The sequence below is a fragment of the Streptomyces sp. NPDC088197 genome (assembly GCF_044741185.1).
GTDB lineage: Bacteria > Actinomycetota > Actinomycetes > Streptomycetales > Streptomycetaceae > Actinacidiphila.
Map to the genome: position 1 here is coordinate 1 of NZ_JBIUSD010000023.1, position 25,304 is coordinate 25,304.

A 25,304-nucleotide genomic window follows, 5' to 3' on the forward strand; every position below is an offset into this window, starting at 1 on the left:
CGGGCGGGGGGGGGGGGGGGGCGGGCCCCCCCCCGGGGGCCGGGGGGGGGGGGGGGGGGGGGGGGGGTGGGGGGTTTTTTTTGGGGGGGGGGGGGGGGCCCCCCCCCCCCCCCGGGGGGGGGGGCCGGGGGGGGGGCCCCCGGGGGGGCCCCCCCCCCCGCGGCATATCCGGCCTACGGGTCGAAACGGCTCCGGGGTACGGGCGGCGCGGGGCAGGAGGCAGAGAGTCCGGTGGATCAGCTCGTGATCGGCGCCGTCCGGATCATCGTCCAGGAGACCGGCGGAAGCTCGGCGGACAGACCGTTGGCGTCCACGAAGTGCCGGGTGCTGGAGCGCGGCTCGACGCGGCCGGGTGCCGTCCTGGAATTCGTGGCGAGCAGGTCCTGGCCGCCGAGGACGACGTGTTCGACCACGTCGTGCTCGGCGCCGGCCATCCGCAGCCTCAAGGTGGCCGCCTGGGTGTCGTCCCGGTTGACGGCGAAGATCGTCATCTCGCCGGTCTCGGGGTCGCGGGTGGCGGTGACGTCGACGGCGGCGACGTCTCCGAGCGTCGTGGAGTGCAGGACGGGTGAGTCCGGCTCGACGCGCAGGACCTCGCCGCGGGCGTGCCGGGCGGTGAGGGCGAAGGGGTAGAAGATGGTCTGCCGCCAGGCCCCGGTGTCGGGTTCGGTGCGGATGGGCGCGATGACGTTGACGAGCTGCGCGAGGCAGGCGATGGTCACCCGGTCGCTGTGCCGGAGCAGGCTCATCAGGAGGTTGCCGAGGACGACGGCGTCCTCGACGGTGTACTCGTCCTCGATCAGCCGGGGCGCCCGGGCCCATTCGAGGTTGTCCTGGCCCTCGAACCGGCTCTCGTACCAGAGATTCCACTCGTCGAAGGAGAGCTGGAGCTTGCGGCGGGAGCGCTTCTTGGCGGCGATGTGGTCGCAGGTGGCGACGACCCCCTCGATGAAGGTGTCCATGACCTGCGCGGAGGCGAGGAAGCCCACGCGGTCGTCGCCGTGCTGCTCGAAGTACGCGTGCAGCGAGATGTAGTCGACCACGTCGTACGCCTCGTCCAGGACGTCGGCCTCCCAGGAGCCGAAGGTCGGCATCCGTTCGTTGGAGCTGCCGCAGGCGACGAGCTCGACCGACGGGTCGATCCGGCGCATGGCCTTCCCGGTCTCGGCGGCCAGGCGGCCGTACTCGGTGCCGGTCTTCTGGCCGACCTGCCAGGGGCCGTCCATCTCGTTGCCCAGGCACCAGGTCTTGACGCGGTGCGGTTCGCGGACCCCGTGGGCGATGCGCAGGTCGGAGTAGCGGGTGCCGCCGGGGAAGTTGGCGTATTCGAGCAGATTGCAGGCGTCCTCGACGCCGCGGGTGCCGAGGTTGACGGCCATGATCGGTTCGACGTCGGTCTGTCTGGCCCAGGCCATGAACTCGTTGAGCCCGAAGGTGTTGGGTTCGAGCGAGCGCCAGGCCAGGTCGAGGGCGACCTGGCGCTCGTCGCGGGGGCCGACGCCGTCCTCCCAGCGGTAGCCGGACACGAAGTTGCCGCCGGGGTAGCGGACGGCGCTCACGCCGAGTTCACGGGTGAGCTTGATGACGTCGAGCCGCAGGCCGTCGGCGTCCGACTCGGGGTGGCCGGGTTCGTATATGCCTCCGTAGACGCAGCGGCCCATGTGTTCGACGAAGGAGCCGAACAGGCGCGGCGGAACCGGGGCGATGACGAAGGCGGGGTCGATGGTCGCGGTGCAGGTGAGCACTCCGGTCTCCGGTTTCTCTGTGATGTCTCAGCGAAATGGGCATGGCGGAAAAGAGCAGGCGGAGGGAGCAGTACGGCGTGGCGGGGGGGATGGCGGGGGGATGGCGGGGCGGCCGCGGGCGCGGAAAGGCGGCGGGAATCGGCCGCGCGGCGCTATTTGATTCCCGTGGTCGCGACGCCCCGCACGAAGAAGCGCTGGAGGACGAGGAAGGCGATGGCCAGGGGACTCAGGGAGATCGCGGCGCCCGCCATGAGCGCGGCGTGGTCCACACCTGACTGACTGGAGAACAGCGTCAGGGCCGCGGGCAGCGTCTGCATGTCGACGTTGTTCGTCACGACCAGCGGCCACAGGAAGTCGTTCCACAGCGCGGCGAACTGGATGATGAACAGCGAGGCGAGGGCCGGTTTGGCGTTGGGCAGGATGATCTGCCAGTAGACCGTGAAGTCGTTGGCCCCGTCGATCCTGGCCGCGTCGTCCAGTTCGCGCGGCAACTGCATGAAGAACTGGCGGAGCAGGAAGATGCCCAGCGCGCTGGTCGCGCGGGGAATGATCAGGCCCTGGTACGAATTGAGCCAGCCGAGGTGGAACAGCGTCAGGAAGACCGGCACGAGGGTGACCTGGAAAGGCACCATCAGCGTGGCCAGGATCAGCAGGAACACCACGTTCTTACCGCGGAAGCGCAGCCTGGCCAGCGCGAACGCGGTCATCGAGTCGAACAGCAGCAGGAGCACGGTCGTGCCGCCCGCGAAGACGAACGTGTTGAGCACGAGCTTGCCGAACGGGAGTTGGCCGAGCACCGCGCGGACGCCGTGCAGGGTCCAGTCCCGCGGGATCAGCCGGGCGGGGTCGGCGTACAGGTCGGCGTTGGTCCTGAAGGCGACGCCGAGCATCCAGACGAACGGGATGATCATCGCGACCGCGCCGACGGTGACGGCCGCCCAGGACAGGACCGTGCCGCACTTGGCGCCGTACCGGACGGCGACCTTGGCCGCGGGCCACAGGCGTACCGGCCCGGTCGGCCGGGGGCCGTTCCCGTACGGGCTCGCGCCGCCCTTGGCGGGGCGCGGCCGGAGTGTGTCAGTCGGCATCGCGGAACCTCGACAGACGCAGTTGGAGTGCGGAGATCGCCAGGATGATCACGAAGAGAATCCAGGCGACGGCGCTGGCGTAGCCCATCTGGAATTCCACGAAACCCTTCTGGTACAGGTACATCACGACGGATTCCGTGTGGAAGATCGGGCCGCCGCTGGTCATGGAAAAGACCAGGTCGAACAGTTGCAGCCCGGTGACCGTGGCGATCAGCGTGGTGAACAGCAGTGCCGGGCGCAGCGCGGGCAGGGTCACATGGCGGAATCGCTGCCACGCGCCCGCGCCGTCGAGCGCCGCCGCCTCGTACAGGTCGGGCGGGATCTGCTGCATACCGGCGAGCAGCACGATCATGGTGAATCCGACGTTCTTCCAGATGCCCACGACAATGACGGTGGGCAGCGCCAGCGAGGTGGATTGCAGCCATTCGGGAGGCGTGACGCCGATTCCGGAGAGCCAGGCGTCGACCAGGCCGACCTGCGGGTCGAGCAGGAATTTCCAGACGATGCCGCTCACCACGAGCGAGGCGATGAAAGGGAAGAAATACGCGGTGCGCAGCAGCGCCGAATACCAGGTCGTCCTGCGCAGCCGGGAGGCGATGGCCAGCGCGATCAGCACTTGTCCGACGGAGACGGCGGCGGTGTAGATCACCGTGACGCGCAGCGCGTTCCAGAACCGCGAATCGTGGTAGAGCGCCGTGTAGTTGTCGAGACCCACGAATTTATGGCGGGCCTCGCCGACGGTCCAGTCGTGCAGGCTCATCCAGCCGGACTGGACGATCGGCTCCGCGATGAACACCCCGATGAGCAGGACGCTCGGCAGGATGAACAGATAGGCGCTGTTGATACGGGGCCTGCGCCGCCGTACGGGTGCGGGCTTCCCGGCGGAGGGGAAGGGTGTGCTCGACATGAGGGCTACTTCTTGCAGCCGGTGAGCGAATTGATCGCCTTGGCGGCCGAGTCGGCGGCGGACTGGACGTCGGCGCCGCGTTCGATCTTCTGGATCAGCGGGACGTAGACGTCGCTGTCGATGCGGGTCGAGTTCTGCTGGCCCGCGAGGTAGAGCTTGGCGTGCGGCAGCGCGGCGGCGAACTGCGCGACGGTGGGATCGCCGTTGACGGCGCCGCCGAGGTCGGTGCGGGCGGGCGGGAAGCCGGAGACCTTCGAGAACTGCGTCTGGGCGGCCTTGCCGGTGTACCAGGCGAGGAATTCCTTGGCCTCGGCCTGGTGCTTGGAGGTGCGGGCGATCATCAGCGGGACCGTCGAGGCCAGTGTCACCGGGCCCGCGGAGCCGACCGGGACCTGGGCGATGCCGAGGTCGACGCCCGCGGACGTGAAGCCCGCGGCGGCCCACGGGCCGTTGATCTCCATCGCGGCCTTCTTGGCGGAGAACAGCGTGTCGGCGTCCGCGCCCGCCTGGCCGACCGGGCTGATGTGGTCCTGGCTGACCAGACGGCTCCAGCGGGTCAGCGCCTGGACGCTGGCGGGGCTGTTGACGACGGCGCAGTTGTCGGGGCCGACGATGTCGCCGCCGCTCATCCACTGGAGGATCGGCCACATCTGGATCGTGTTGTTGTCGGCGAGCGAGAGGCCGTACTGGCTGGGCTTGCCGCCCGATCCCTTGGTGAGCTTCTTGGCGTCGGCGATGAACTCGTCCTCGGTGGCGGGCGGCCGGCTGATGCCCGCGGCGGCGAACATCGCCTTGTTGTAATAGAGCACGAGCGTGGCCATGTTGGCGGGTACCGCGTAGAGCTTGCCGTCGACGGTGAAGGCGGACTTCACGGCGGCGGGGAAGGCGGCGGAGTCGATCTGTCCGGTGCCGGCGCCGACCGCGGGGTCGAGCGGCAGCACCGAGTTGGTCTTGATGTAGGTGAAGATCGCGCCCGGGTCGGAGCTGGGGGTCGCCAGGTCGGGGCCCTGGCCGGTGGCCCAGGAGGCGGGCAGCTTCTGACCGATGGTGGCCCAGGGTTCGGCCGTCATCGTGACCTGGATCTTGGGGTGGCCGGCGTTGAACTCCTTGATCAGCGCCTGGTACGAGGGGGCGTCGGGGCCGGTGAAGCCGGTGAGCATGGTCAGCTTGACCACGCCGTCGGAGGTACCGCCGCCCGCGCCGTTGTCGCCGCAGCCGGCGAGGAGGAGTGAGACCGTGGTGGCGGCGGCGAGTGCCGCGGCCGTTCTCCCGAATCTGACGTACATACCGATCGTTCCATTCCGTTCGGTGCCCCGTCGCTGCGGGGTCGGAGGGTCGATGTGGCTGTCTCCTTCTGCGCACCGCCCGTCCGGGGGCGCGCACCGCCCGTCTCCGGGCGTCATTCACCCGTCCGCGGGCGTGCGTCAGCCGCGTGCGGGTGTGAACCGCCCGTCACCGGGCGCGTGCCGCCGGTCCTGGGCGTGAACCGCCCGTCCGGGCGGGGGTGTTGGGTACGGCCCGCCCGTCCGGGCGGGGGTGTTGGGTACGGCGTTGGCCTTCGGCCGTCGCCGGTGGCTGGGCGGGGCGGTCGCTCAGCCGGGGTGGCTTCCGCAGGACTCCCGGATCACGAGGTCGAACGGCAGCACGGTGTGGACCGGGTCGGGTGCGGTCCCGTCCACCAGGTCGAAGAGGATGGCCGCGGCCTTCTGGCCGAGCGATTCGGCGGGGACGTGGACGGTGGTGATCCCCGGCGTGGTGAGCCGGGAGACGCCGAAGTCGTCGTATCCGGCGAGCGCGATGTCCTGCGGTATGCGCAGCCCGCGGGAGCGGATCTCCAGCATCGCGCCGTAGGCCATCTCGTCATTGGCGGCGAAGATCGCCTGGACGTCGGACATGCTGTCCAGCACCTGCCGTGCGGCGAGCCTGCCGGACTCCTCGCTGAAGTCGCCGACGGCCAGGGTGTGGGTGCAGGGCCGTCCCGAATCGGCGAGCGCGGTGCGGAAGCCCTCGTAACGGTCCACCGCGGTCTGGTGGTTGAGCGGTCCGCTGATGTGGGCGATACGGGTCAGCCCGTGGTCCTCCACCAGGTGGCGGGTGATGGCCGCGGCGCCCGCGATCTCGTCCACCCCGACGCTCACCGCGTGCGGCAGGTGGACGAACCGCCCGATGAGGACCACCGGCAGCGCGGAGTCCACCATGCGGTTGACGTTGGGGTCGCTGATGGAGGCCGAGGCGACGATCGCCCCTGACGCGGCCTGCGAGCGCAGCACCCGCTCGTACGCCGCGACGCCGTGGGTCTCGTCGGGGTTGGTCGACACCATGAGCGCGGCGTCGCGGGTGTTGGCCTCCGCGGTCACCCCCACCAGCAGGTGCATGAAGTAGGGGTGGCCGAAGACGTGCTGACCGGTGTTGGGCACGACGACCGCGATGGAGGTCGAACGGCCCGCCCGCAGCGCCCGCCCCGCGGAGTTCGGGACGTAGCCGAGCTTGGCCGAGGCGGCCCGTACCGCCTCCTTGGTCGTCTCGCTGATCCGCGGATGGTTCGACAGCGCCATCGAGGCGGCGCTCTGCGAGATCCCGACCGCCGTCGCGACGTCCTTGAGCGTGACGGTGGCGCGCTTGTCCGCCGACGCCATATGGCACCCCTCTCAGCAAGAAGCCACCGCCTGAAGCAGGCAACCACCGTCGGGAAGATACCGGCCGGATGTGGTGCGCCAAGGGTTGCTCTAACGATTCAGCGCCTCGGACGCTAAGTGACGCCGAACCGCTCGTCAAGCCTTCGGGACAAGATTGTCCGGGCGTATGACCGCAGGTTCCGAGGGTTGACGGGCACTACGAGACGCCTCTAGCTTCGAAGTCGCTGAATCGTATGAGCAGTTCGCATCTCTCACCGTGTTCCGTGCCATCCCCCCACGGAGAAAGGTCGACGATGACCGCTTCGACGACGACCGCTCGCGACCACCGACCATCCGCACGCCACCTGTTGAGGCGCTTACGCGGCGTCCTGCTCGCCCTGGGCGCGACCTTGACCCTGACCCTCGGCCTGCTGGTCGGCGTCACCGGTCCCGCGCACGCCGCCGCGAACCAGCCGTGCGACATCTACGGCAACGCGGGCACCCCCTGCGTGGGCGCCTTCAGTACGGTCAGGGCGCTGTACGGCTCGTACAACGGCGGCCTGTACCAGGTCACCCGCGTGCGGGACGACGCCTCCCTCGACATCGGGCCGACCGGGACCGGCGGCTACGCGAACGCCGGTGCGCAGAACGCCTTCTGCAACGGCGCGGTGTGCGTCATCACCAAGATCTACGACCAGTCGCCGCGCCACAACGACCTGACCATCGAGGGTTCGGGCACCGCCGGGGCCGCCGATGTCGGCGCCCTGGCGAACGCGCTGCACGTCACGGTGGCGGGGCACTCCGTCTACGGCGTCTATGTGCCGCCGGGCGTCGGGTACCGCCATGCCGTCGGCTCGGGTGTCGCCGTCAACGGGCAGGCCGAGGGGATGTACATGGTGACCAGCGGCACCCATGTCAACCGCGACTGCTGCTTCGACTTCGGCAATGTCGAGGCGATCCCGAACGACACGGGCGCCGGTCACATGGACGCGCTCAACATGTCGTTGGCCCGCGCGTGCAGCCCCTGTTCCGGCGACGGTCCGTGGGTGCAGGCCGACCTGGAGAACGGCATCTTCCAGGCGGACACCAACGCCCACAGCGTCAACGGCGGCAATGCGAGCCCCTTCGTCACGGCCGTGCTGAAGAACAACGGCCAGACGTCCTTCGCTCTCAAGGGCGGGAATTCGCAGTCCGGCGGGCTCACGACCTGGTGGAACGGCGCGCTGCCACCGGGCTACGCGCCGATGAGGCAGGAGGGCTCCATCGTGCTCGGCACCGGCGGCGACAACAGCAACCGCGCGGTCGGGTCGTTCTTCGAGGGCGTCATGACCTCCGGCTATCCCACCGACGCGGCGGACAACGCCGTACAGGCGAACGTCGTGGCGGCCGGCTACGCGGGCGACACGGCCGGGGTCGCTCCGGCGACGGTCGCCGCGCCCGGCGGGAAGTGCGTGGACGTGACCGGGGACGACGTCGCGAGCAAGGGCGCCGCCGTCCAGCTCTGGGACTGCCAGAGCGGCGCCGCAGATCAGCACTGGGTGCACGAGCCCGACAGTTCGCTGCGGACGCTGGGCCGCTGCATGGACATCAACGGCAACGGCACCGCGAACAACACGCAGGTCGAACTCTGGGACTGCAACGGGGTCGGCGGGCAGAAGTGGGTGCAGCGGGCCGACGGCTCGCTGTTCAACCCGCAGTCCGGCCGCTGCCTGGACGCCACCGACGGCGCGACCGCCAACGGCACCCGCCTCCAGATCCACGACTGCAACGGCACGGCCGCCCAGGTCTTCACCGTCAACGGCGGATCGATGATCGCCGGGCCCGGCGCGAAGTGCCTGGACATCACGGGCGATGACATCGGCGGCAATCTGTCCGCGGCGCAGTTGTGGGACTGCCAGTCCTACGCCCGCGACCAGCACTGGGTGCACACGTCCACGAACCGGCTCACCACGCTCGGCCGCTGCCTGGACATCGCGGGCAACGGCACCGCGCAGGACTCGTTGGTGGAGCTGTACGACTGCGACACCGCGGTGGGCGGCCAGGTGTGGGTTCAGCGGTCCGACGGATCGCTGCTCAATCCGCAGTCCGGGCGCTGCCTGGACTCCCCGGACGGCGCCACGGCCAACGGCGCCCGCCTGCGGATCCACGACTGCAACGGCACGGCCGCGCAGAAGTTCGCCCTGAACTGACCGCGGCGCCGCCGAGGCCCGGTGGTGCGGGAGCGTGAGCCCCGTACCACCGGGCCCTGGCTGCCAAGGCTCACGCGCGACCGATTCAGGCCGCCCGGCGGCTGCCGGTCCTGCCGGCCGGCGTCTCGACCGTGACGCCGAGCGGCCGGGCCAGACCCGCCACGCCCTCGTCCAGCCGCTGGAGGTGGCGCAGCACGCGGAAGGTGACGGAGCCCGAGCGCGGTACGGCGGAGCCGGTGCCCTCCAGCATGGAGGCGATGCTGGGCTCGGTCCGGATCGCGCCCTGCGCCGTCCCGTCCGCTGCCGTCGTACCGTCCTTGGCCCTGCCCTTCCCGCCCTTGTCGTCCTTGATCTCCTCCACATGGGCGATGAGCACGTCGAGGTTGTGCTCCAGGCGTACGCCGACGGCCGTCAGCCGGGGGTCGGCGGCGATGCTCTTGCTGTACGGGACCAGTTCGGCGGTCGCCGCGAGCGAGCGCGCGTGGTAGGCGCAGGTCTCCAGCAGGGCGACCAGATAGCGGGCGGTGCGCCTGCGGCCCCGCAGCGGGGTGATCGGGTGGGTCAGCGGGTGCGTGGAGCGGCGCAGGTCGTCCAGCGCGGTGTCCAGTTCGCGGGCCAGGTCCAGCAGGTCGACGGCCGGGCCGCCGCTGAGCTGGGCGACGGCGGCGGTGGCCACGTCGCGGAGCTTGGCCAGGACGGTGACCAGTTGCTCGTCGGTGCGCAGATCGGTGTGGACCGGGAAGATCAGCACGGCCGCGATGACCCCGCAGGCGGCGCCGAGCGCGGTCTCCTCGATGCGCAGTACGAGCACCGAGACGCTGTACGTGTGCAGCAGGCTGTAGAGCAGGCCGAGCATCGCGGTGACGAAGAACGACATCAGCGCGTACGACACCGGGGCGGTGAAGAACATCGCGAAGATCAGCACCAGGACGAGGGTGAACGCCGTCCAGGTGTGGTTGCCGACGGCCCCGGCGAGCAGCACACCGGCCACCACGCCGCACACCGTGCCGATCAGCCGCCGGTAGCCCTTGACCAGGATCTCGCCGGTCGAGGAGGTGTTGAGGAAGACCACCCAGCAGGTCAGGACCGCCCAGTACCAGCGCTGCGTGGACAGGAACTCGCCGCCGAGGATGGCCAGCGCGGACCCCGCGGAGACCTGGACGGCGGCGCGGGTCGTGCGGCGCTTGAGGCCGGTACGGTCCTGCTCGCTCTCGCCCTCCCCCGCCAGCGCCAGGTCCTCGGCCTCGAACTCCTCGCGGGAGCGGATCGTCTCGGGTGTGTCGTCGGACTCGTCGCCCGGCCCGTCGAGCGCCAGCCGCAGGCCGAGGACGGCGCGCGCGGCCTCGCCGATGCCGCGGAAGGCGTCCTGGACGGCGAGCGAGGCGCGCGGCAGATTCTCGTCGTCGCGGTAGGCCAGCAGGCGGTTGCGCACCTGGGTGACGGCGGTGCCGGGGTCGTCGGTGCCGAGCCGGGTCACCAGCAGGTGCAGCGCCCGCAGCTCGGCGCGCAGCTTGCGCAGCGCGTCGTCCTCGTCGTCGGTGCGGCGCGCGGGTGCGGGCAGCGGCGCGTTCGGCAGGTGGAGCGTCAGGGTGTCGGCGCGTTCGGCGCTGCGGGCGGTGAGCAACAGCAGGCCGAGGCGTTCGACGGCGATCTCGGCGTCCGCGACCCGGCGTTGCAGCAGGGCGGCGGTGGCCTCGTCGTCGGTGCCCACCTCCAGCGCGCTCTGGATCATCAGGGCGGCCTCGTGCAGCCGGGCGACGTCCTTGCGCAGGTCGCCGATGACGCCCTCCAGCCGGTCGGAGTCGGCTTCGAGGAGGTCGATCTGGGTGGCGACGAGCTGGGCGGTTCTGGCCCGGAACGCCTGGCGCAGCCGCCCCAGGGTGCGTTCCGGGGTCTCGGGGACGAGCGCGAAGCGCATGACGGCGCTGCACCCGAAGGCGACGGCCAGCGAGAGGTAGAGCGACGGCAGGCCGGCGCCGGTGGCGTGGACGAACAGGGAGAGGAAGTAGATCTGGAAGCCGATCATGCCGAGCGCGGTGCCGCGTTCGCCGAAGCGGCGGGCGTAGGCGGCGCCGAAGATCAGCAGGATGAAGGCGAGGTCGCCGATGACGATGTGCGGGTTGAGCAGTGCGCCGAGCGACACCGAGGCGAAGGCGGTGGGCAGCCCGAGGGCGAGCGTGACGGCCTGGTCGCATACCCGCTTCTCGCGGATGGCGAAGGTGGAGACCATGGCGGCCATGGCGCCCGCGACCATATGGGTCACGGAGATGTGCAGCAGGGACAGGATCAGCAGGGCGAGACCGATCGAGCCGACCGTCCGCAGTCCCGCCATCAGCCGCAGCAGGCCGGGGTCGGAGGCCGAGTAGCGGTCCCAGACCCTGTGGCGGATCCTCCGTGCCGTTCTCATCGTGCCGCCGCGTTCCCTCGTCAAGATCGGATCCCGCCCCAGCATCCCACGAGCGTGCCCGGCCGGTGCGACCACCCACCCCCGGACGGGTCAGTGTTGCTCCGGATGACGGGTCGGTCGAGGGCCGGTTTCCGGCCGCGGCGCGGCGCATGTTCGCCCTCCGCGGTCATCCGCGCGATCGGCGTGCATGCGGCGCGCCGCGATGGGGTACGTACGGCTGCGGGTGCCCGTAGGCGGGCGTCCACAGGCCGCGGATCCACCAGGTTCCGCGACCGGTGCAGACCACAGACGCAGAGGACTCACACGCATGGCCAACGGCACGGTGAAGTGGTTCAACTCCGAGAAGGGCTTCGGGTTCATCGCCCAGGAAGGCGGAGGCCCCGATGTCTTCGCCCACTACTCCAACATCCAGGGCAACGGATACCGGGAGCTGACCGAAGGCGAGCCCGTCACCTTCGACGTCACCCAGGGCCAGAAGGGTCCGCAGGCGGAGAACATCGTCCGCGCGGGCTGAGCCGCACACGGTCCTCCGGGTCCGGGTCCGCCGTCATGGCGGGCCCGGACCCGTCCGTTTGCGGGCGACCGCCACGTTTGTGACGCATCCAATGCGATGCCTCGGGTCCGGCCCCCGCGCGGCGGTCCGTACGAAGGTCAGTTCCGCTCGTGGGAGGCGAGCAGAGCGCGCAGTTGGGCGATGAGATGACTGGGGTCGTTGTCGTCCGTCGGGGCGGCGGGACCGCGCAACGTGTCGGTGACGTCCTGGAGTTGGCTGGCGACGTCCGTGTCGTACGCCTGCTCGTGCTCCACGATGCCGCCGGGCTGGCGCAGCCCGACGGTCTTGTCGACGACCTTGCCGATGACGGCGGTCATGGTGAAGGAGAACAGTCCCAGGACGAGGACGGCGACGAGCTGGTCGCCGAGCAGCCCCCACGAGCCGCCGTAGAACAGGCCCTTCTTGCCGGTGACCGCGCCGGTCGCGGCCAGGCCGGCCATCAGCATGCCGAACAGGCCGCCCCAGCCGTGGATGCCGACGACATCCAGGGTGTCGTCCACGCCGAGCCGGTACTTCCAGCTCACCGCGAAGGCGCAGGTCAGCCCGGCGAGGAAGCCGATGACGGTGGCCCATACCGGGCTGACCCCGGCGGCCAGCGGCGTCATGGACACCAGGCCGGTGACCGCGCCCATGGAGATGTCGAGCAGGGTGACGCGCCGGTTGTGCCAGTAGCTGGTCGCGGCCCAGCCGATCATGGCCGCGCCCGCGGCGAACTGGGTGTTCACGAACGCCATGGTGGTGCTGGCGGGCCCGTTCAGATAGGAACCGGCGTTGAAGCCGAACCAGCCGAACCACATCAGGGCCAGGCCGATCACGACCAGCGGCAGATTGTGCGGACGGATCGGCTGGCGCTCGAAGTCCTCGCGCTTGCCCGCGACGATGGCCAGCGCGAGACCCGCGGCGCCCGAGCTGAGTTCGACCACGGTGCCGCCGGAGAAGTCGACGGCGCCGACCTCCTTGGCGACCCAGCCGTCGCTGTCGAACACCCAGTGCGCCATGGGCACGTACACCAGCAGCGTCCAGGCGCAGACGAAGGCTGTCCAGCCGCGCATCGTGGCGCGCCCGGCCACCGATCCGCTGATCAGGGCCACGGTGACGATGGCGAAGCTCATGTGGAAGACGGAGTGGATCACGGTGGGCACGTCACCGGTCGCGCTGTTGAGGGAGATGTCGCGCAGGAAGGCGTGGTCGAGGGTGCCGATCATGCCCAGCCCCTCGGCGTCGGGGCCGAAGGCGAGCGAATAGCCGACCGCCCACCAGATCAGCGTGACGACGGCGACGCAGGCGAAGCACATCTTGAGCATGGCGATGATCTGACTGGTCCTGACCATGCCGCCGTAGAAGAACGCGAGTCCCGGGGCCATCAGCAGGACCATGGCCGTGGCCATCATCAGCCAGGCGGTGTTGCCGGAGTCGAAGTGCTGGTTCATGACAGGTCCTCACACGGACGGCCGGGCGTGGCCGCTGATTCGGGTACGAGTACGGCTGCGGAGGGGTACGCGGGCGCGGTCATCGGTCGCGCTCGCGTCGTTCCAGGACGTCGAGGATCTTGTTGACGCGGGCCATGTCGTCGTCCGGGGCCGCCGGGGCGCCCACCCGCGCCGGGTGGCGCGGCTCGTCCAGCCGGGCCCTGACCTCGTCCAGCGTCGCGTTGTCGTACGCGATCTCCTCGTCCCGGCCCGGCACGTCCTCGTACTCCGCCTCGGTACGGAAGCCGACCGTGCGGTTGACGGCCTGGGCGATGAGCCAGGTGACGACGAAGGAGAACGAGCCGCAGGCCAGCACGGCGACGATCTGGCGCCAGAGCAGATCGAGACCGCCGCCGTAGAACAGGCCCTCGCGCCCGCTCATCGCGGAGGTGGCGAACAGGCCGATGGACACCGTGCCGACGATGCCGCCCCAGCCGTGCACGCCGACCACGTCCAGGGTGTCGTCCACGCCGATCTTGAACTTGAGGTTGATGGCGAAGGCGCACACCACACCCGCGGCGAAGCCGATGCACACCGCGCCCAGCGGCGACACCTCACCGCAGGACGGCGTGATGGCGACCATGCCCGCGACGGCCGCGGAGGTGACGCCGAGCATGTCCACGCTGCCCAGCCGCCACTTCTCGATCAGCGGCCAGCCGATCATGGCCGCGCAGGCGGCGAGTTGGGTGTTGAGGAAGGCGGTGGGCGCGGCGCCCGCCACGTGCAGCGCGGATCCCGCGTTGAAGCCGAACCAGCCGAACCACAGCAGGGCCAGGCCGATCACGACCAGCGGCAGATTGTGCGGGCGCACCGGCTGGCGCTCGAAGTCCTTGCGCTTGCGCAGCACGATGGCCGCGGCCAGGCCCGCCGCGCCGGAGTTGAGTTCGACGACGAGACCGCCCGCGAAGTCCAGCGCCTTCAGATGCGCGGACACCCAGCCGTCGGGGGCGAACACCCAGTGCGCCAGCGGTACGTAGACCAGCAGGGTCCAGGCGGCCACGAAGACCAGCCAGCCGCGCATGGTGGCGCGGCCCGCGATGGAACCGCTGATCAGCGCGACGGTGATGATGGCGAACGACATCTGGAAGCAGGAGAACAGCAGCGTGGGGACGCTGCCGTGCAGGTCGGTCATGGTGACGCCGCGCAGGAAGGCGTGGTCGAGGTTGCCGAGCAGGCCCGCGCCGAGGTCGGGGCCGAAGGCGAGGGTGTAGCCGACCGCCAGCCACAGCACGGTCACCAGGGCCAGGCAGACGAAGCTCATCTTGAGCATCACCAGCACGTGCTGGGTGCGGACCATGCCGCCGTAGAAGAAGGCGAGGCCGGGTGTCATCAGCAGCACCATCGCGGTGCTCGCCAGGAGCCAGGCGGTGTCGCCCGTGTTGGCGGTGGCGGCCATGAGCAAGGGGAACTCCTGTGAACGTACGGCGGTCGGTCGAGGTCGGCGCCGTTGTCGTCGTCGGCGGGGCGTGCGGGGGTCAGGGCTTGCGCATCGCGGGCGCGGGTACGCCGATCAGCAGCCTGCGTACGGCGTCCCACGCGAGACGCAGCGCGCTCGCGGCGGTCCGCGGGTCGTCGGTGAGCAGCCGCAGCCAGGCCCCGCTGTCGCCGGGCAGCACGCTCACGCCGAAGAGCGCCGGGCTGTCGGCGAGGGCCTCGTGCAGGGTGTCGGCGACGGCCGCGGCCGGTGCGCGCGCGGTGACGACGTAGAAGGTGGACACGATGTCGTGGCCGCCGAGGACGGCCAGGCCGGTCACCGGGGCAGCGCGGGGTTCGAGCCGCATGGCGTCCACGGCGAGGAGCGCGCCGTCGGGACGCCGGATCTCGACGTCGGAGGCGAAGACCTCGTAGGCGTGGCGCTCGTCGCGCGCCAGGCGGCCCGCGTAGAGCGTCTCGGCGGCCAGGACGGTCGCGGTGGCGTCGGCGGTGACGGTGGTGCGCTGGTAGTAACGGGCCCCGGCGTAGGGGATCGTCGGGTCCGGCAGGTACTCGACGTAGGAGTCGGCTCCGGCGTCGACGGCGACCTGCTGGGTCGCGTAGTCGAACTCCATGCGGTGGACCCTGGTGGCCGTCTGCGTGGTGAGGTGGGTGGCCGCGCCCGGTCCGCAGGTGACGTCGATACGGAGCCGGTCGCCTTGCAGGATGCCGCCGCCGGTCGACATCACCTGTGTGATGGGCAGGTCGGGCCTGGCCGGGTCGTAGTAGAGCGGCCGCATGATCTGGAGCGGGGTCTTCTGGAAGTGGCCGGTCAGTTCCGTCCGTTCGGCGCGGCGCTCGAAGGTCAGCTCCAGCAACCCGACCTTGCCCGCGTGACCGACCGGCAGGGTGTCGGGCACGGCCGCGTGCCTGCGGACCTCCCGGGGGACGCGCGCGGGCTCGTAGTGCGCCGGGTCCAGCCGGGCGGGGCGCGACGGCGCGGCGGCCCGGTCGTCGGAGCCCTTGGTACGCACCGGGTGCTCGGGGCCGTCCGGTTCGGCCACCCGTACGGCCGGCGACGGCGCTTGCCGCGGCGCCCGGGCACGAGCGGCGCCGGTGAGGCTCATACGGCGGCGACCTTGCGGTACGTCTCCAGGAAGGTGGCGATCTCCTCAAGACCCTGCCCGCTCAGGCAGTTGGTGAGGATGACCGGCGCGCCGTCGCGTACCCGGTGCGCGTCGGCCTCCATCACCGACAGGTCGCACCGCACGTACTGGGCGATGTCGATCTTGTTGATGACCAGCAGGTCCGACTCGGTGATGCCGGGACCGCGCTTGCGGGGCATCTTCTCGCCCTCGGCGGTGTCCAGCACGAACAGGAAGAGGTCGACCAGGACCGGGCTGAAGGTGAGGGTGAGGTTGTCGCCGCCGGACTCGAAGAGCAGCGTGTCCACGTCGGGGAAACGGTCCAGCAGCTCCGCGCCCGCCGCCAGGTTCATCGTCGGGTCGTCGCGCACCGCCGTGTGGGGGCACGCTCCGGTCTCCACGCCCACCACCCGCTCGGGGTCGAGCACGCCTTCCAGGGTCCGCCGGACGTGCTGGGCGTCCTCCTGGGTGTAGATGTCGTTGGTGACGACGGCGGGCCGGTGCCCGCGGCTGGTGAGGATCGGCACCAGGGCCTCGATCAACGCCGTCTTGCCCGATCCCACCGGGCCCGCGATGCCGACGCGCAGGACGTGGCGTTCGTTGTGCATGGGGTGCTGCCTTCCGTCGCTGAATGTGTGTGTCGTGGTGGGGTCCGGCCGTGCGGCCGGAGTAATGACATGACGGATCGTCAGGTCATGAACAGCCGGGCCTGCGCGCGTTCGTGGCGGCCCGACATGACGTCGGCCATCGGTACGCAGCCCCCGAGGTCGGCCAACTCCGCGGTGAGGGCCCGCCCGACGACCTCCTCGATCACCGGCGCCGTCGCCCGCAGGACGACCTGGGCCCGTACGTGGTCGGTCAGGCGCAGCCGGAGCGCCGCGCCGACGAAGCTGACGGCGAGCGCGAACAGGTCGCCGGTCACCGCCTGTTCCGCGTCCACCCCGGCGGCGGCGTACACGGCGCCCGCGACCGCCGCCTGCGCCCCCGGCGCACCGCCGCCCGCCACGAGCGCCGCGTAGCGCTCCAGGACGGGTCCGCCGATCACGGTGCCCGCGATGTCGAGGAGTTGGCGCCCGACGCGGGTGGAGGCCACCCGCGTCTCGCGGTTGAGCTTGGCCGCGTGCAACCGCTGGTCGACCCGCGCGACCAGGTCCCAGTCCCCCGCGCACACCGCCCGGTGCGTGAGCACCAGGGCGGTGGCGTCGCAGGGACCGATCCCGTGGCGCAGCAGATCGGCGAGCAGCCCCGGCACGTCGGCCGCCGTCACGGCCTTGGCCTGGGCGAAGCCCTCCAGGCTGTGCGAGAGGGTGTAGAAGCCGCTGGGGAAGGCCGAGTCGGTCAGCTGGAGGCTGACCAGCAGCGCCCCCAGCCGCCCCGGCCGCCCCATGACGGAGTCGGCCGGAGCGTACGGGGCGGCCGGAGCGTGCGCGTCGTTCGAGGCGTACGCGCCGTTCGAAGACGTCATGCCAGGAAGAACAGTTGGGTGAGCGGCAGTTCGCGGGCGGGGTCGATGGTGGTGGGGACTCCGTCCAGCGTCACCTTGTACGTCTCGGGGTCGACGGTGATCTTCGGCAGGGAGTTGTTGCGGACCATGTGCTGCTTGCCCACCGAGCGGCAGTGCCGTACCGGCAGAATCCTGCTCTCCAGGCCGAGCCGCTCCGGGACACCGCCCGCGATGCCCGCCTGGGACATGAACGAGACCCGGGTGGCCTGCTTGGCGCGGCCCTTCGCGCCGAACATCGGCCGGTAGTAGACCGGTTGCGGGGTGGGCAGCGAGGAGTTGGGGTCGCCCATCTGCGCCCAGTTGACGAGGCCGCCCTTGATGACCATCTTCGGCTTGGCCGCGAAGGCGTTGATCGGCCACAGCACGATGTCCGCGAGCTTGCCCGCCTCCAGCGACCCGATGTGCTCGGCCATCCCCGCCGCGATGGCCGGGTTGATCGTCATCTTCGCGAGGTAGCGCAGCACGCGCAGGTTGTCGTTGCGCTCGCTGTCGCCGTCGAGCTTGCCGCGCTGGTCCTTGCAGTGATGGGCGGTCTGGAAGGCGCGGGTGAAGGACTCGCCGACCCGGCCCATGGCCTGGGAGTCGGAGGAGAAGATGGAGATGACGCCCTCGTCGTGCAGCACCGTCTCGGCCGCGATCGTCTCCGCCCTGACCCGCGAGTCGGCGACGGACACGTCCTCGGGGATGTCGTGGCTGAGGTGATGGCAGACCATCACCATGTCCAGCAGCTCGTCCACCGAGTTCACCGTGTACGGCAGGGTCGGGTTGGTGGACGACGGCAGGACGTTGGGCTCACCGGCGATCCGCATGATGTCCGGGGCGTGCCCGCCGCCGGCGCCCTCGGTGTGGAAGGTGTGGATCGTACGGCCGTCGATCGCGGACAGGGTGTCCTCGAAGAACCCGGACTCGTTGAACGAGTCGGTGTGGATGGCCACTTGCACGTCGTACTCGTCGGCGACCCGTAGCGCGGTGTCGATCACGGCCGGGGTGGTGCCCCAGTCCTCGTGCACCTTCAGACCGCACACCCCGGCCTCGACCTGCTCCACCAGCGCGTCGGGCTGCGAGCCGTTGCCCTTGCCCAACAGCCCGATGTTGACCGGCAGATCCTCGGCCGCCTGGTACATCCGGCCGATGTTCCACGGGCCCGGCGTGCAGGTCGTGCCGTTGGTGCCGTCGGTGGGTCCGGTGCCGCCGCCCACCAGCGTGGTGATCCCGTTGCTCAGCGCCGCCTCGGCCTGCTGCGGGGAGACGAAGTGGATGTGCGTGTCGATGCCGCCGGCCGTCGCGATCAGGTGCTCGCCGGAGATGACCTCGGTGCCGGGACCGATGGTCAGCAGGGGGTGGACGCCGTTCTGGGTGTGCGGGTTGCCGGACTTGCCGACCGCCGCGATGAAGCCGTCCTTGACGCCGATGTCGCCCTTGACCACGCCCAGCACCGGGTCCAGCACGACCACGTTGGTGATGACCAGGTCCAACGCGCCCTGGGCGGCGGTGGCCTGCGGGTCCTGGGCCATGCCGTCACGGATGCTCTTGCCGCCGCCGTAGACGGCCTCGTCGCCGTAGAGGCCCTCGTTGAAGTCCTTCTCGACCTCGACGACGAGGTTGGTGTCGGCGAGGTGGAAGCGGTCGCCGACGGTCGGGCCGTACAGGTCCGTGTACTGCTTGCGCGGGAGCGTCGCCATCACCGGTCACCCTTCGTCTTGTTCTTCGCGCTCTTCGCGCCCTTGTCGTTCTTCGCGGTGCCGTCGGCGGCGGCGCTCTTGCCCGCGCCGCCGGCGGTGTCCCCCGTCGCGCCCTTGAACCCCAGGGCGACGGCGCGGGCTTCGGCGGCGATCCGGGTGGTGGCCGAGTTCAGGCCGCCGTTGACGAGGCCGCTGAAGCCGACCAGCCGCCGGTGGCCGCCGAATTCGGTCAGCGTCACCTCCCGCGAGTCGCCGGGCTCGAAGCGCACCGAGGTGCCCGCGGGGATGTCCAGGTGCATTCCGTACGCGGCCTCGCGGTCGAACTCCAGGGCCCGGTTGGCCTCGAAGAAGTGGTAGTGCGAGCCGACCTGGACCCCGCGGTCACCGGTGTTCGACACGGTGACCGTGGCCGTGGCGCGGCCGGCGTTGATCTCGACGGGATCATCGCCGTACAAGTAATTCGGCATGGCTGGTCTCTCTTTCTCGCGGGAACGGCGGCAACCGGTCGGTTCAGTGCGGGAGATGGGCGTGCGGGTGGCTGTGGGTGTGCGCACCTGGTGCGGATGGTGCGGAGATGTCGGCGTGCGTGTGGGCGAAGCCGTGGCCGTGTTCGGCGTCCAGGCCCGCGGCGACGCCGTCGTCGCCGTGCGCCAGCCGGTGCAGGGCCTCGGTGCGGCGGGCCGCGACGACCCCCTCGACGGCCGCCCGGCTCAGCAGCGGGCCGCCGTCGACCGCGCCCGCGACCGGCGGGGACGACGTGGCGGGCGGCCCGAACCCGGCCGACAGCAGCAGCACGTCCTCGGCGCCGAGCCGTCGGCAGCGCTCCACGCCCTGCGGCACATCGGGGTCGCCGTCGGTGAAGGCGACCTCGACCCAACGGTGGCCGCCGTACTGGCGCACCAGCCGGGCCACCCGGAACAGCTCGGCGTCGGCGAACGGGTCGGCGGCGGGCGCGGTGACCAGGACGGCGGTAGCGTCCCCCGCGCCCCGGCCCGCGGCGGCGCGCAGCCAGCCGACCAGGTGGTCCTGGGTGCCGAAGGGCGCGCTCAGCACCGTACGTCCGCTGCCGCCGCCCTCCTGCGCCCAGCGCAGCGACCGCGCCGCCTCGGCGACCAGCGCGCGGTCGCGGCCCAGCGTCATCGGGATCACGCAGACCGGTGCGTCACGCTCGGCGAGCAGGCGGGCGACCGCTTGGGTGAGGGGCGCGCCTGCCGGGACCACGGTGTACGTGTCCCCGGCGCCGCTCCCGGCCCACGGCGCGAGGTCGCGGGCGGCGGCGCTCTCGTGCCCGCCGACGAGCACCACGCTCGCGGCGGCGGCCGGGGTGCGCACAGTGACGGGGCTCGGCGCCGTCATGCCCCGACCGGGTCGTGACAGGACACCAGCTTGGTGCCGTCGACGAATCCGGCCTCCACCTGGAGCAGCGGCAGCATGTCGCGTACGCCCGGCATCACGTCACCGGCGGCGACGACCTGCTTGCCCAGCTCCATGCACTCCGCGACGGAGCGCCCGTCGCGCGCGGCCTCCAGGATGGCCTCGCTGATCAGCGCGCATGCCTCGCTGTAGTTCAGCTTCACACCGCGGTCACGGCGCTTGCGGGCCAGATCGGCCACCACGTAGATGAGGAGCTTGTCGACTTCGCGAGGGGCGAGGTTCATCCGTTCACTCTCTTCTTGGGCTCTTCGGCTCTTCGGTTGGGCTCTTCGGCTTCAGGGGTACGGACAGGGGGCGGGAGGCCGCCCGAGGGTGATCACATACGGGCGGTCGCATACGGGCGGTCGCATACGGGCGGTCACTTGCGGGCGGTCACGTGCGGCGCAGGCGCGGGATCGAGGGGACGGCGGCGACGAAGACCACGGCGGTCAGCACGAACGGCCAGGTGAGGGCATGTCCGCCGAAAGGCGCGACGATGTTGTCGAGGGCGGCGGTCACCACCGTCGCCACCCCCGCGCCGCCGATGGCGTAGACCAGGCTCCAGGGGCCGGGCGCGACGAACACCCCGCACAGCGCCATCGCCACCAGGACCGCGTTGTACCCCAGCAGCCCCTGGCCGACCTCGGCCGCCGGTGCGCCGAGCAGGACCGCGACGGCCAGCGCGGTCGCGCTCCCCACACACGCCATCACCGCCGCCAGCCGGTTGGCCAGCGCGATGCCGATGAGGAACATCAGGCCGACGTACCACTGGGACATGAAGAAGATCTGGCCGAAGCTGGAGAGGAAGGCGTGCCAGGTCTGATCCCACGTCAGCGCGGTCCGGCCGCTGGCGGTCGCGGGCAGGGCGGCGAGGCTGTGCCCCTGGTGCCACGCCTTCTCGAATCCCGGCGCCCCGACGGTCATGACGGTGGTGACCAGGCAGAACGGAATGGTGAACGTCGGTACGTCCCAGGTCCCCAGCATGATCGCCAGCGCCGTCGTCACCACGACCACCAGGCTGGAGGCGAAGACGGCGAGCAGGAACGTCGACCAGTGGCCGGGGCCGAGGAAGACCGAGAAGCCGGTGCCGACCAGGCAGCCGTTGAACCCCCGCAGCCCCGCGCCGACCAGCGCGTGCTCGATGCCCAGCGCGTGGGCCGTCGCGGTGGCGACCGCCGCGCCCAGCAGCCCGTACACCCCGTGCTGCCAGCCCGAGACGAACAGCGCCGCGAGGAACACCGCCCCGCACAGCGCGCTCGGCATGAAGTCCACCTGCGCGATGCCGCGCAGCACCTCCATCCCGAACGACACCGGAGGGCGGTTCTCCAGACGCCCCAGCGTGCCGCCGCCGCTGCCATCGCTCGGTCCGGCCTTGTCGGACATGCAGATTTCCACGCCTTCGGTCAGAACGGCCAGGTGCGACCCGTGCGCCGTGCATCCGGACAACCGATCAGCACAGATTCGTCCACAAAGGGACGAATCGGTGTAATCAGACCAACATCACGGAAGCTAGCAGCGCCGGAGCCGCGCCCGGCGCCGACATGATGGCGTCTTCACCCATTCGGCGACTTATGTGATGACGTGTCCGCTGACCGGCGGCGCGTAATTTCCGCCCACAGGACGCCAGTTGCCGTTCCGCTCGCGCCGTCTCCGGGCGTGCGGACACCTCCCGCGATCCGCGGGCAGGCCGACGGCGCGCCCCGGCTCGTCGCGGATGAGCGGCGCGGGGCGCTCCGCACGGGCGTCCGGCCCCGGTCGCGGGGCTCACCCCCGGCAACGCCGCGGATCATGGGCGGTCCGGGCGGCGCCTGGCGCGTGCGAGCGCAAGGCGCCGGGATGACCTCATAGCGGAGCTACTCGGGTATTCCGGCAACGCGGCGGGCGTGCGCGCCAGGGGTCGAAGGGGCCGTTCGTGATCCGCCGGACAGGCCCTAGGCGGCCCCGCCGCCCATCAGCCGTCCGAAGGCGGCCGGATCGGCGTCGTATCCGCGGACGTTCCGGTGGAACCGCCACTCCCCCGCGTCCCCGCGGGTGAATTCGGCGACGGTCGCGGCGGTGGCGTCGGCCACGTCGGCGAAGTCGTACTCCAGGAGGGCGTTGTATCCCTCCAGTAACCGGATGTCGGGGTTCGCCGCCTGGCCGAAGGTGAGCCGGCCGTCGCGCTGCTGGATGGCGACGCCCACCACGACGCGGCCGTACGAGGCCGACAGCCGGTCGAGTTCGATGGTCATGCTCTCGTCGGCGCCGAAGCCCTTGCCGGTCTTGCTGTCGCGGTTCAAGGTGATGGTGCCGTCGGGCGAGCGGCTGTCGAAGTACACGAGGTACGCGGGCTCGCCGTGCCGGTCGTCCGTGGCGAACGTCGCGGCGATCAGGTCGAGATCGGTGTCGGGCGAGCCCAACGGACTCGGATCCCACCGCAGTTGGACCTCGATCTTCCCGCTGCCCTTGTTGAGGCTGCTGCTCACCGGGTCTCCCCCTCCTTGGAACCGCGCCGACGTGCGAGAACGTACCGATCGTGCCGGAAGCGAACGTGCCGGATGCACGGGCCGCGCCGCCCGGTCGTCCGCGCCCCGGCCGTGGCCGCGTCGCCGACCGCCGGGGTCCATGCCTCGATTAACCACACCGCCGGGCACGCTGTCCACACCGCCTCCGGCGGCGTCCTGCCCACTTTCACCGCCGGGGCGCGCCGCAGCTCCCGGCCCCGCGTACTGGCATAGACCAATGACGGTCACCGGAGCCCCTTCCGCCCCAGGGTTCTACGCGCGTAACCTCCTTCATTGTCATGGCCACACCACCAAGGAACCACCCCCCTCGCCCTTGGAGGCGCACATGGACAACGCCGGACACGACTCCCGGCGCGGGTCGGTGCCACGCCGCGCGCTCGCGGCGATCGGCACGCTGACCGCTCTCCTCGCCCTGTTCGTCGCGGCTCCCGGCGCTGCCACCGCGGCCTCCCCTTCCGGCGGCGGCAGCCCCATCGCACACCCCGAACTGGACTGGATGGGCTCGACCGTCGCGGCCCACGAGGGCCGGTCGAGCGGCGGCGGCGCGGTGACCCCGAACGCCGCCCAGACCCTCGGCTTCGACGTGAGCCACTACCAGGGCGCCGTCAACTGGGCGGGCGCGTACGCCAACGGCGCCCGGTTCGCCTATATGAAGGCCACCGAGGGCACGACCTTCCGTGACCCCAACTTCTCGGCGAACTACACGGGTTCGTACAACGCGGGCTTCATCCGCGGCGCCTACCACTTCGCGAACCCCAACGCCTCGACGGGCGCGGCCCAGGCCGACTACTTCGTCGCGCACGGCGGCGGCTGGTCCAAGGACGGCAAGACGCTGCCACCCATGCTGGACATCGAGTACGGGCCGTCGTCCACCTGCTGGGGGCTGAGCCAGGCCGCGATGCGTACCTGGATCACGTCGTTCATCAATGAGGTGCACGCCAAGACCACCCGCTGGGCGACGATCTACACCACGACCAACTGGTGGACGACCTGCACGGGCAACACCTCCGCCTACTCGGCCAACGACCCGCTGTTCATCGCGCGGTACGCCTCCAGCGTCGGCACCCTGCCGGCCGGCTGGCCGTTCTACACCTTCTGGCAGCACGCCGACTCCGGCGTCTTCCCCGGTGACCAGGACTACTTCAACGGGGCGCTGAGCGGACTGCGCAATCTCGCCAACAACACCTGAGCGCACGACGCACGAGCGCACGACGTACGAGCGGGCGGCACCCGAGCGGGCACGACGGCGGCCCCGCGCCCACGGCAGGGAGGAACCGTGGGCGCGGGGCCGCCGCACGCGCGGACGCGGGCCGTCAGCGGACGGCCGCGACGTCAGTGGGAGCTGTGGTGGCCCTCGAACGCGTAGCCGCCACCGGCCTCGAAGCCACCGATCTCACCCTTGACGGTGGTGATCCCGTACGGGCCGCCGAGGTTGGTCTTCTCGAAGCCGGCGAAGCCGCCCGCGGTGTGGAAGCCGCCCATCCCGGCGTGACCGCCGTCGTGCGAGACGGCGGCAGCGGCCGGAACAGCCGACATGAGCCCGGCGGCGGAAACGGCGGCGACGGTGATGGCGATACGACGAAGCATGTCACTCTCCTGTGTGTTGGTGGGTGAGCCTTCACCGTGACCCGGTACCGCCCGGCCCGCACCTCGTCGCGCGCACACGGCTGACGGGCAGCCCCGAACGGGCTACGTGACCTCCGGCGCGGTCAGCGTGAACAGTCCGCCGTCCGGGTCACGGACGACCGCCGACTCCCCCGCGGGGCCCGCGTGGTGCGCCACGACACCGCCGCCGTTGGCGCGGACCGCCCGCAGCGCGGCGGGCAGGTCGCGCAGGGTGAAGAAGACCTCCCAGTGCGGGCGCTCGACGGGGTCGGGCGCGGCCTGGACGGCGCCGCGGCCGAGCCGGGCCACGACCCGCCCCGCGCTGCGCAGCACCACCTCGTCGCCCTCGTACGCCACCTCGCAGGCGCCGGGCCGGTCGCTGGCCCACAGCAGCACCTCGCCGTAGAAGATGGCCGCCTCGAACGGGTCGGGGGTGCGCAGCCGCAGCCACACCGGCTGCTCGTCGCGCCAGCGCGGCCAGGATTCGGAGAGCAGGCCCTCCCAGATGCCGAAGACGGCGCCGTTGCGGTCGGCGGCCAGGGCCGCGCGGCCGGATTCGAAGGCGATCGGGCCGACGGCGACGGTGCCGCTGCGCTCCCTGATCCTGGCCGCGGTCTCGTCGGCGTCCTCGACCGCGAAGTACGGCGTCCAGGCGACGGGCACCTGCCAGGCGGAGGCCAGCTCGGCGATGCCCGCCACCGGCCTGCCGTCGTCCAGCGCGACGCTGAACCGGCCGCCCAGCTTCGTCCCACGGTAGGTCCAGCCCAGGACCGCCGCGTAGAAGCGGTGGGTCGCGGCCAGGTCGCGCGAGGTCAGGCTGACCCAGCACGGCGCGCCGAAGACGGCGTCGCTGGATGTCGCGCCCGTCCCGGGGCGCGGGCTCTGGCGCATGGACACGGCAATCACCACCTGACGGGTTCGACGCGGGGCCGGACGCGTTCCCGCGGGCCGCCGGGTCGGCGGGGCGGATCGTCCTGGTCCGTCCCTCAGTGTGCCGTCGATGGGCCCGGACCTCCTGTCGAGCCGGTCGGACCGTCACGCTCCGTGGTGCCCGGCGCCTGACAG

22 protein-coding genes are annotated in these 25,304 nt (G+C 71.2%); 3 read left to right on the forward strand and 19 right to left on the reverse strand.

Going from position 1 to position 25,304, the window contains the following annotated elements:
- Positions 1-236: 236 nt before the first annotated feature.
- The 5 genes from ACIOC1_RS33205 to ACIOC1_RS33225 all read right to left on the reverse strand — a co-directional run bounded on the left by ACIOC1_RS33205 (position 237) and on the right by ACIOC1_RS33225 (position 6,376).
- Complete coding sequence (locus ACIOC1_RS33205; protein ID WP_401857991.1) at positions 237-1,745, reverse strand: alpha-N-arabinofuranosidase; 1,509 nt, start codon at positions 1,743-1,745, stop codon at positions 237-239.
- A gap of 152 nt (positions 1,746-1,897) precedes the next feature.
- Positions 1,898-2,833 (reverse strand): carbohydrate ABC transporter permease, encoded by a 936-nt coding sequence (locus ACIOC1_RS33210; RefSeq protein ID WP_401857994.1) that lies wholly within the window; start codon positions 2,831-2,833, stop codon positions 1,898-1,900.
- The gene (locus ACIOC1_RS33215) at positions 2,823-3,740 is read right to left on the reverse strand and encodes a carbohydrate ABC transporter permease (protein WP_401857997.1); all 918 of its coding nucleotides are present in this window, start codon (positions 3,738-3,740) and stop codon (positions 2,823-2,825) included. Before ACIOC1_RS33215 ends, ACIOC1_RS33210 begins: the two co-directional genes overlap by 11 nt.
- 5 nt (positions 3,741-3,745) lie before the next feature.
- Entirely contained in the window at positions 3,746-5,026 is a 1,281-nt protein-coding gene (locus ACIOC1_RS33220) for an ABC transporter substrate-binding protein (protein WP_401858000.1), read from the reverse strand.
- A gap of 306 nt (positions 5,027-5,332) precedes the next feature.
- On the reverse strand, positions 5,333-6,376 hold the full coding sequence (locus ACIOC1_RS33225) for a LacI family DNA-binding transcriptional regulator (RefSeq protein WP_355349695.1): 1,044 nt from the start codon (positions 6,374-6,376) through the stop codon (positions 5,333-5,335).
- 293 nt (positions 6,377-6,669) lie between these two features.
- Here ACIOC1_RS33225 and ACIOC1_RS33230 point away from each other — a divergent pair, with 293 nt between their 5' ends.
- Positions 6,670-8,544 (forward strand): arabinofuranosidase catalytic domain-containing protein, encoded by a 1,875-nt coding sequence (locus tag ACIOC1_RS33230; RefSeq protein ID WP_401858003.1) that lies wholly within the window; start codon positions 6,670-6,672, stop codon positions 8,542-8,544.
- Positions 8,545-8,629: 85 nt separating this feature from the next.
- Here ACIOC1_RS33230 and ACIOC1_RS33235 read toward each other — a convergent pair whose 3' ends face one another.
- On the reverse strand, positions 8,630-10,951 hold the full coding sequence (locus ACIOC1_RS33235; protein WP_401858005.1) for an FUSC family protein: 2,322 nt from the start codon (positions 10,949-10,951) through the stop codon (positions 8,630-8,632).
- A gap of 307 nt (positions 10,952-11,258) precedes the next feature.
- Between ACIOC1_RS33235 and ACIOC1_RS33240 the strand changes: the two genes are divergently transcribed.
- Complete coding sequence (locus tag ACIOC1_RS33240) at positions 11,259-11,465, forward strand: cold-shock protein (RefSeq protein ID WP_188280047.1); 207 nt, start codon at positions 11,259-11,261, stop codon at positions 11,463-11,465.
- A gap of 137 nt (positions 11,466-11,602) precedes the next feature.
- Here ACIOC1_RS33240 and ACIOC1_RS33245 read toward each other — a convergent pair whose 3' ends face one another.
- The 11 genes from ACIOC1_RS33245 to ACIOC1_RS33295 all read right to left on the reverse strand — a co-directional run bounded on the left by ACIOC1_RS33245 (position 11,603) and on the right by ACIOC1_RS33295 (position 22,595).
- On the reverse strand, positions 11,603-12,934 hold the full coding sequence (locus ACIOC1_RS33245; protein WP_401858008.1) for an ammonium transporter: 1,332 nt from the start codon (positions 12,932-12,934) through the stop codon (positions 11,603-11,605).
- Between the two features lie 79 nt (positions 12,935-13,013).
- The gene (locus tag ACIOC1_RS33250; RefSeq protein ID WP_391164221.1) at positions 13,014-14,369 is read right to left on the reverse strand and encodes an ammonium transporter; all 1,356 of its coding nucleotides are present in this window, start codon (positions 14,367-14,369) and stop codon (positions 13,014-13,016) included.
- A 79-nt stretch (positions 14,370-14,448) separates the two neighbouring features.
- On the reverse strand, positions 14,449-15,513 hold the full coding sequence (locus ACIOC1_RS33255) for an urease accessory protein UreD (RefSeq protein WP_401858011.1): 1,065 nt from the start codon (positions 15,511-15,513) through the stop codon (positions 14,449-14,451).
- Positions 15,510-16,139, reverse strand: coding sequence for an urease accessory protein UreG (gene ureG / locus ACIOC1_RS33260; protein WP_355349715.1), 630 nt, complete (start codon positions 16,137-16,139; stop codon positions 15,510-15,512). The genes ACIOC1_RS33255 and ureG overlap by 4 nt, the downstream gene beginning before the upstream one ends.
- An 80-nt stretch (positions 16,140-16,219) precedes the next feature.
- Positions 16,220-16,918 (reverse strand): urease accessory protein UreF, encoded by a 699-nt coding sequence (locus ACIOC1_RS33265; RefSeq protein WP_401314522.1) that lies wholly within the window; start codon positions 16,916-16,918, stop codon positions 16,220-16,222.
- Positions 16,919-16,992: 74 nt separating this feature from the next.
- Positions 16,993-18,717: an urease subunit alpha gene (gene ureC / locus ACIOC1_RS33270; protein ID WP_355349718.1), complete on the reverse strand. Its 1,725-nt coding sequence runs from the start codon at positions 18,715-18,717 to the stop codon at positions 16,993-16,995.
- Entirely contained in the window at positions 18,717-19,184 is a 468-nt protein-coding gene (locus ACIOC1_RS33275; protein ID WP_391052175.1) for an urease subunit beta, read from the reverse strand. Before ACIOC1_RS33275 ends, ureC begins: the two co-directional genes overlap by 1 nt.
- A 43-nt stretch (positions 19,185-19,227) precedes the next feature.
- The gene (locus tag ACIOC1_RS33280) at positions 19,228-20,073 is read right to left on the reverse strand and encodes a sirohydrochlorin chelatase (protein ID WP_401858016.1); all 846 of its coding nucleotides are present in this window, start codon (positions 20,071-20,073) and stop codon (positions 19,228-19,230) included.
- Positions 20,070-20,375, reverse strand: coding sequence for an urease subunit gamma (locus ACIOC1_RS33285; protein ID WP_355349727.1), 306 nt, complete (start codon positions 20,373-20,375; stop codon positions 20,070-20,072). The genes ACIOC1_RS33280 and ACIOC1_RS33285 overlap by 4 nt, the downstream gene beginning before the upstream one ends.
- Before the next feature lie 148 nt (positions 20,376-20,523).
- A complete protein-coding gene (locus ACIOC1_RS33290; protein ID WP_401858019.1) occupies positions 20,524-21,513 on the reverse strand; it encodes an urea transporter in 990 nt (329 codons plus the stop codon).
- Positions 21,514-22,061: 548 nt separating this feature from the next.
- Entirely contained in the window at positions 22,062-22,595 is a 534-nt protein-coding gene (locus ACIOC1_RS33295) for a TerD family protein (protein ID WP_355349733.1), read from the reverse strand.
- A 364-nt stretch (positions 22,596-22,959) separates the two neighbouring features.
- Between ACIOC1_RS33295 and ACIOC1_RS33300 the strand changes: the two genes are divergently transcribed.
- Entirely contained in the window at positions 22,960-23,823 is an 864-nt protein-coding gene (locus ACIOC1_RS33300; RefSeq protein ID WP_355349736.1) for a GH25 family lysozyme, read from the forward strand.
- Positions 23,824-23,966: 143 nt separating this feature from the next.
- On the opposite strand, the gene ACIOC1_RS33305 is transcribed toward ACIOC1_RS33300, so the two are convergent.
- On the reverse strand, positions 23,967-24,221 hold the full coding sequence (locus ACIOC1_RS33305) for a hypothetical protein (protein ID WP_355349739.1): 255 nt from the start codon (positions 24,219-24,221) through the stop codon (positions 23,967-23,969).
- A gap of 102 nt (positions 24,222-24,323) precedes the next feature.
- Complete coding sequence (locus ACIOC1_RS33310; RefSeq protein WP_355349769.1) at positions 24,324-25,130, reverse strand: VOC family protein; 807 nt, start codon at positions 25,128-25,130, stop codon at positions 24,324-24,326.
- Between the last annotated feature and the right edge of the window lie 174 nt (positions 25,131-25,304).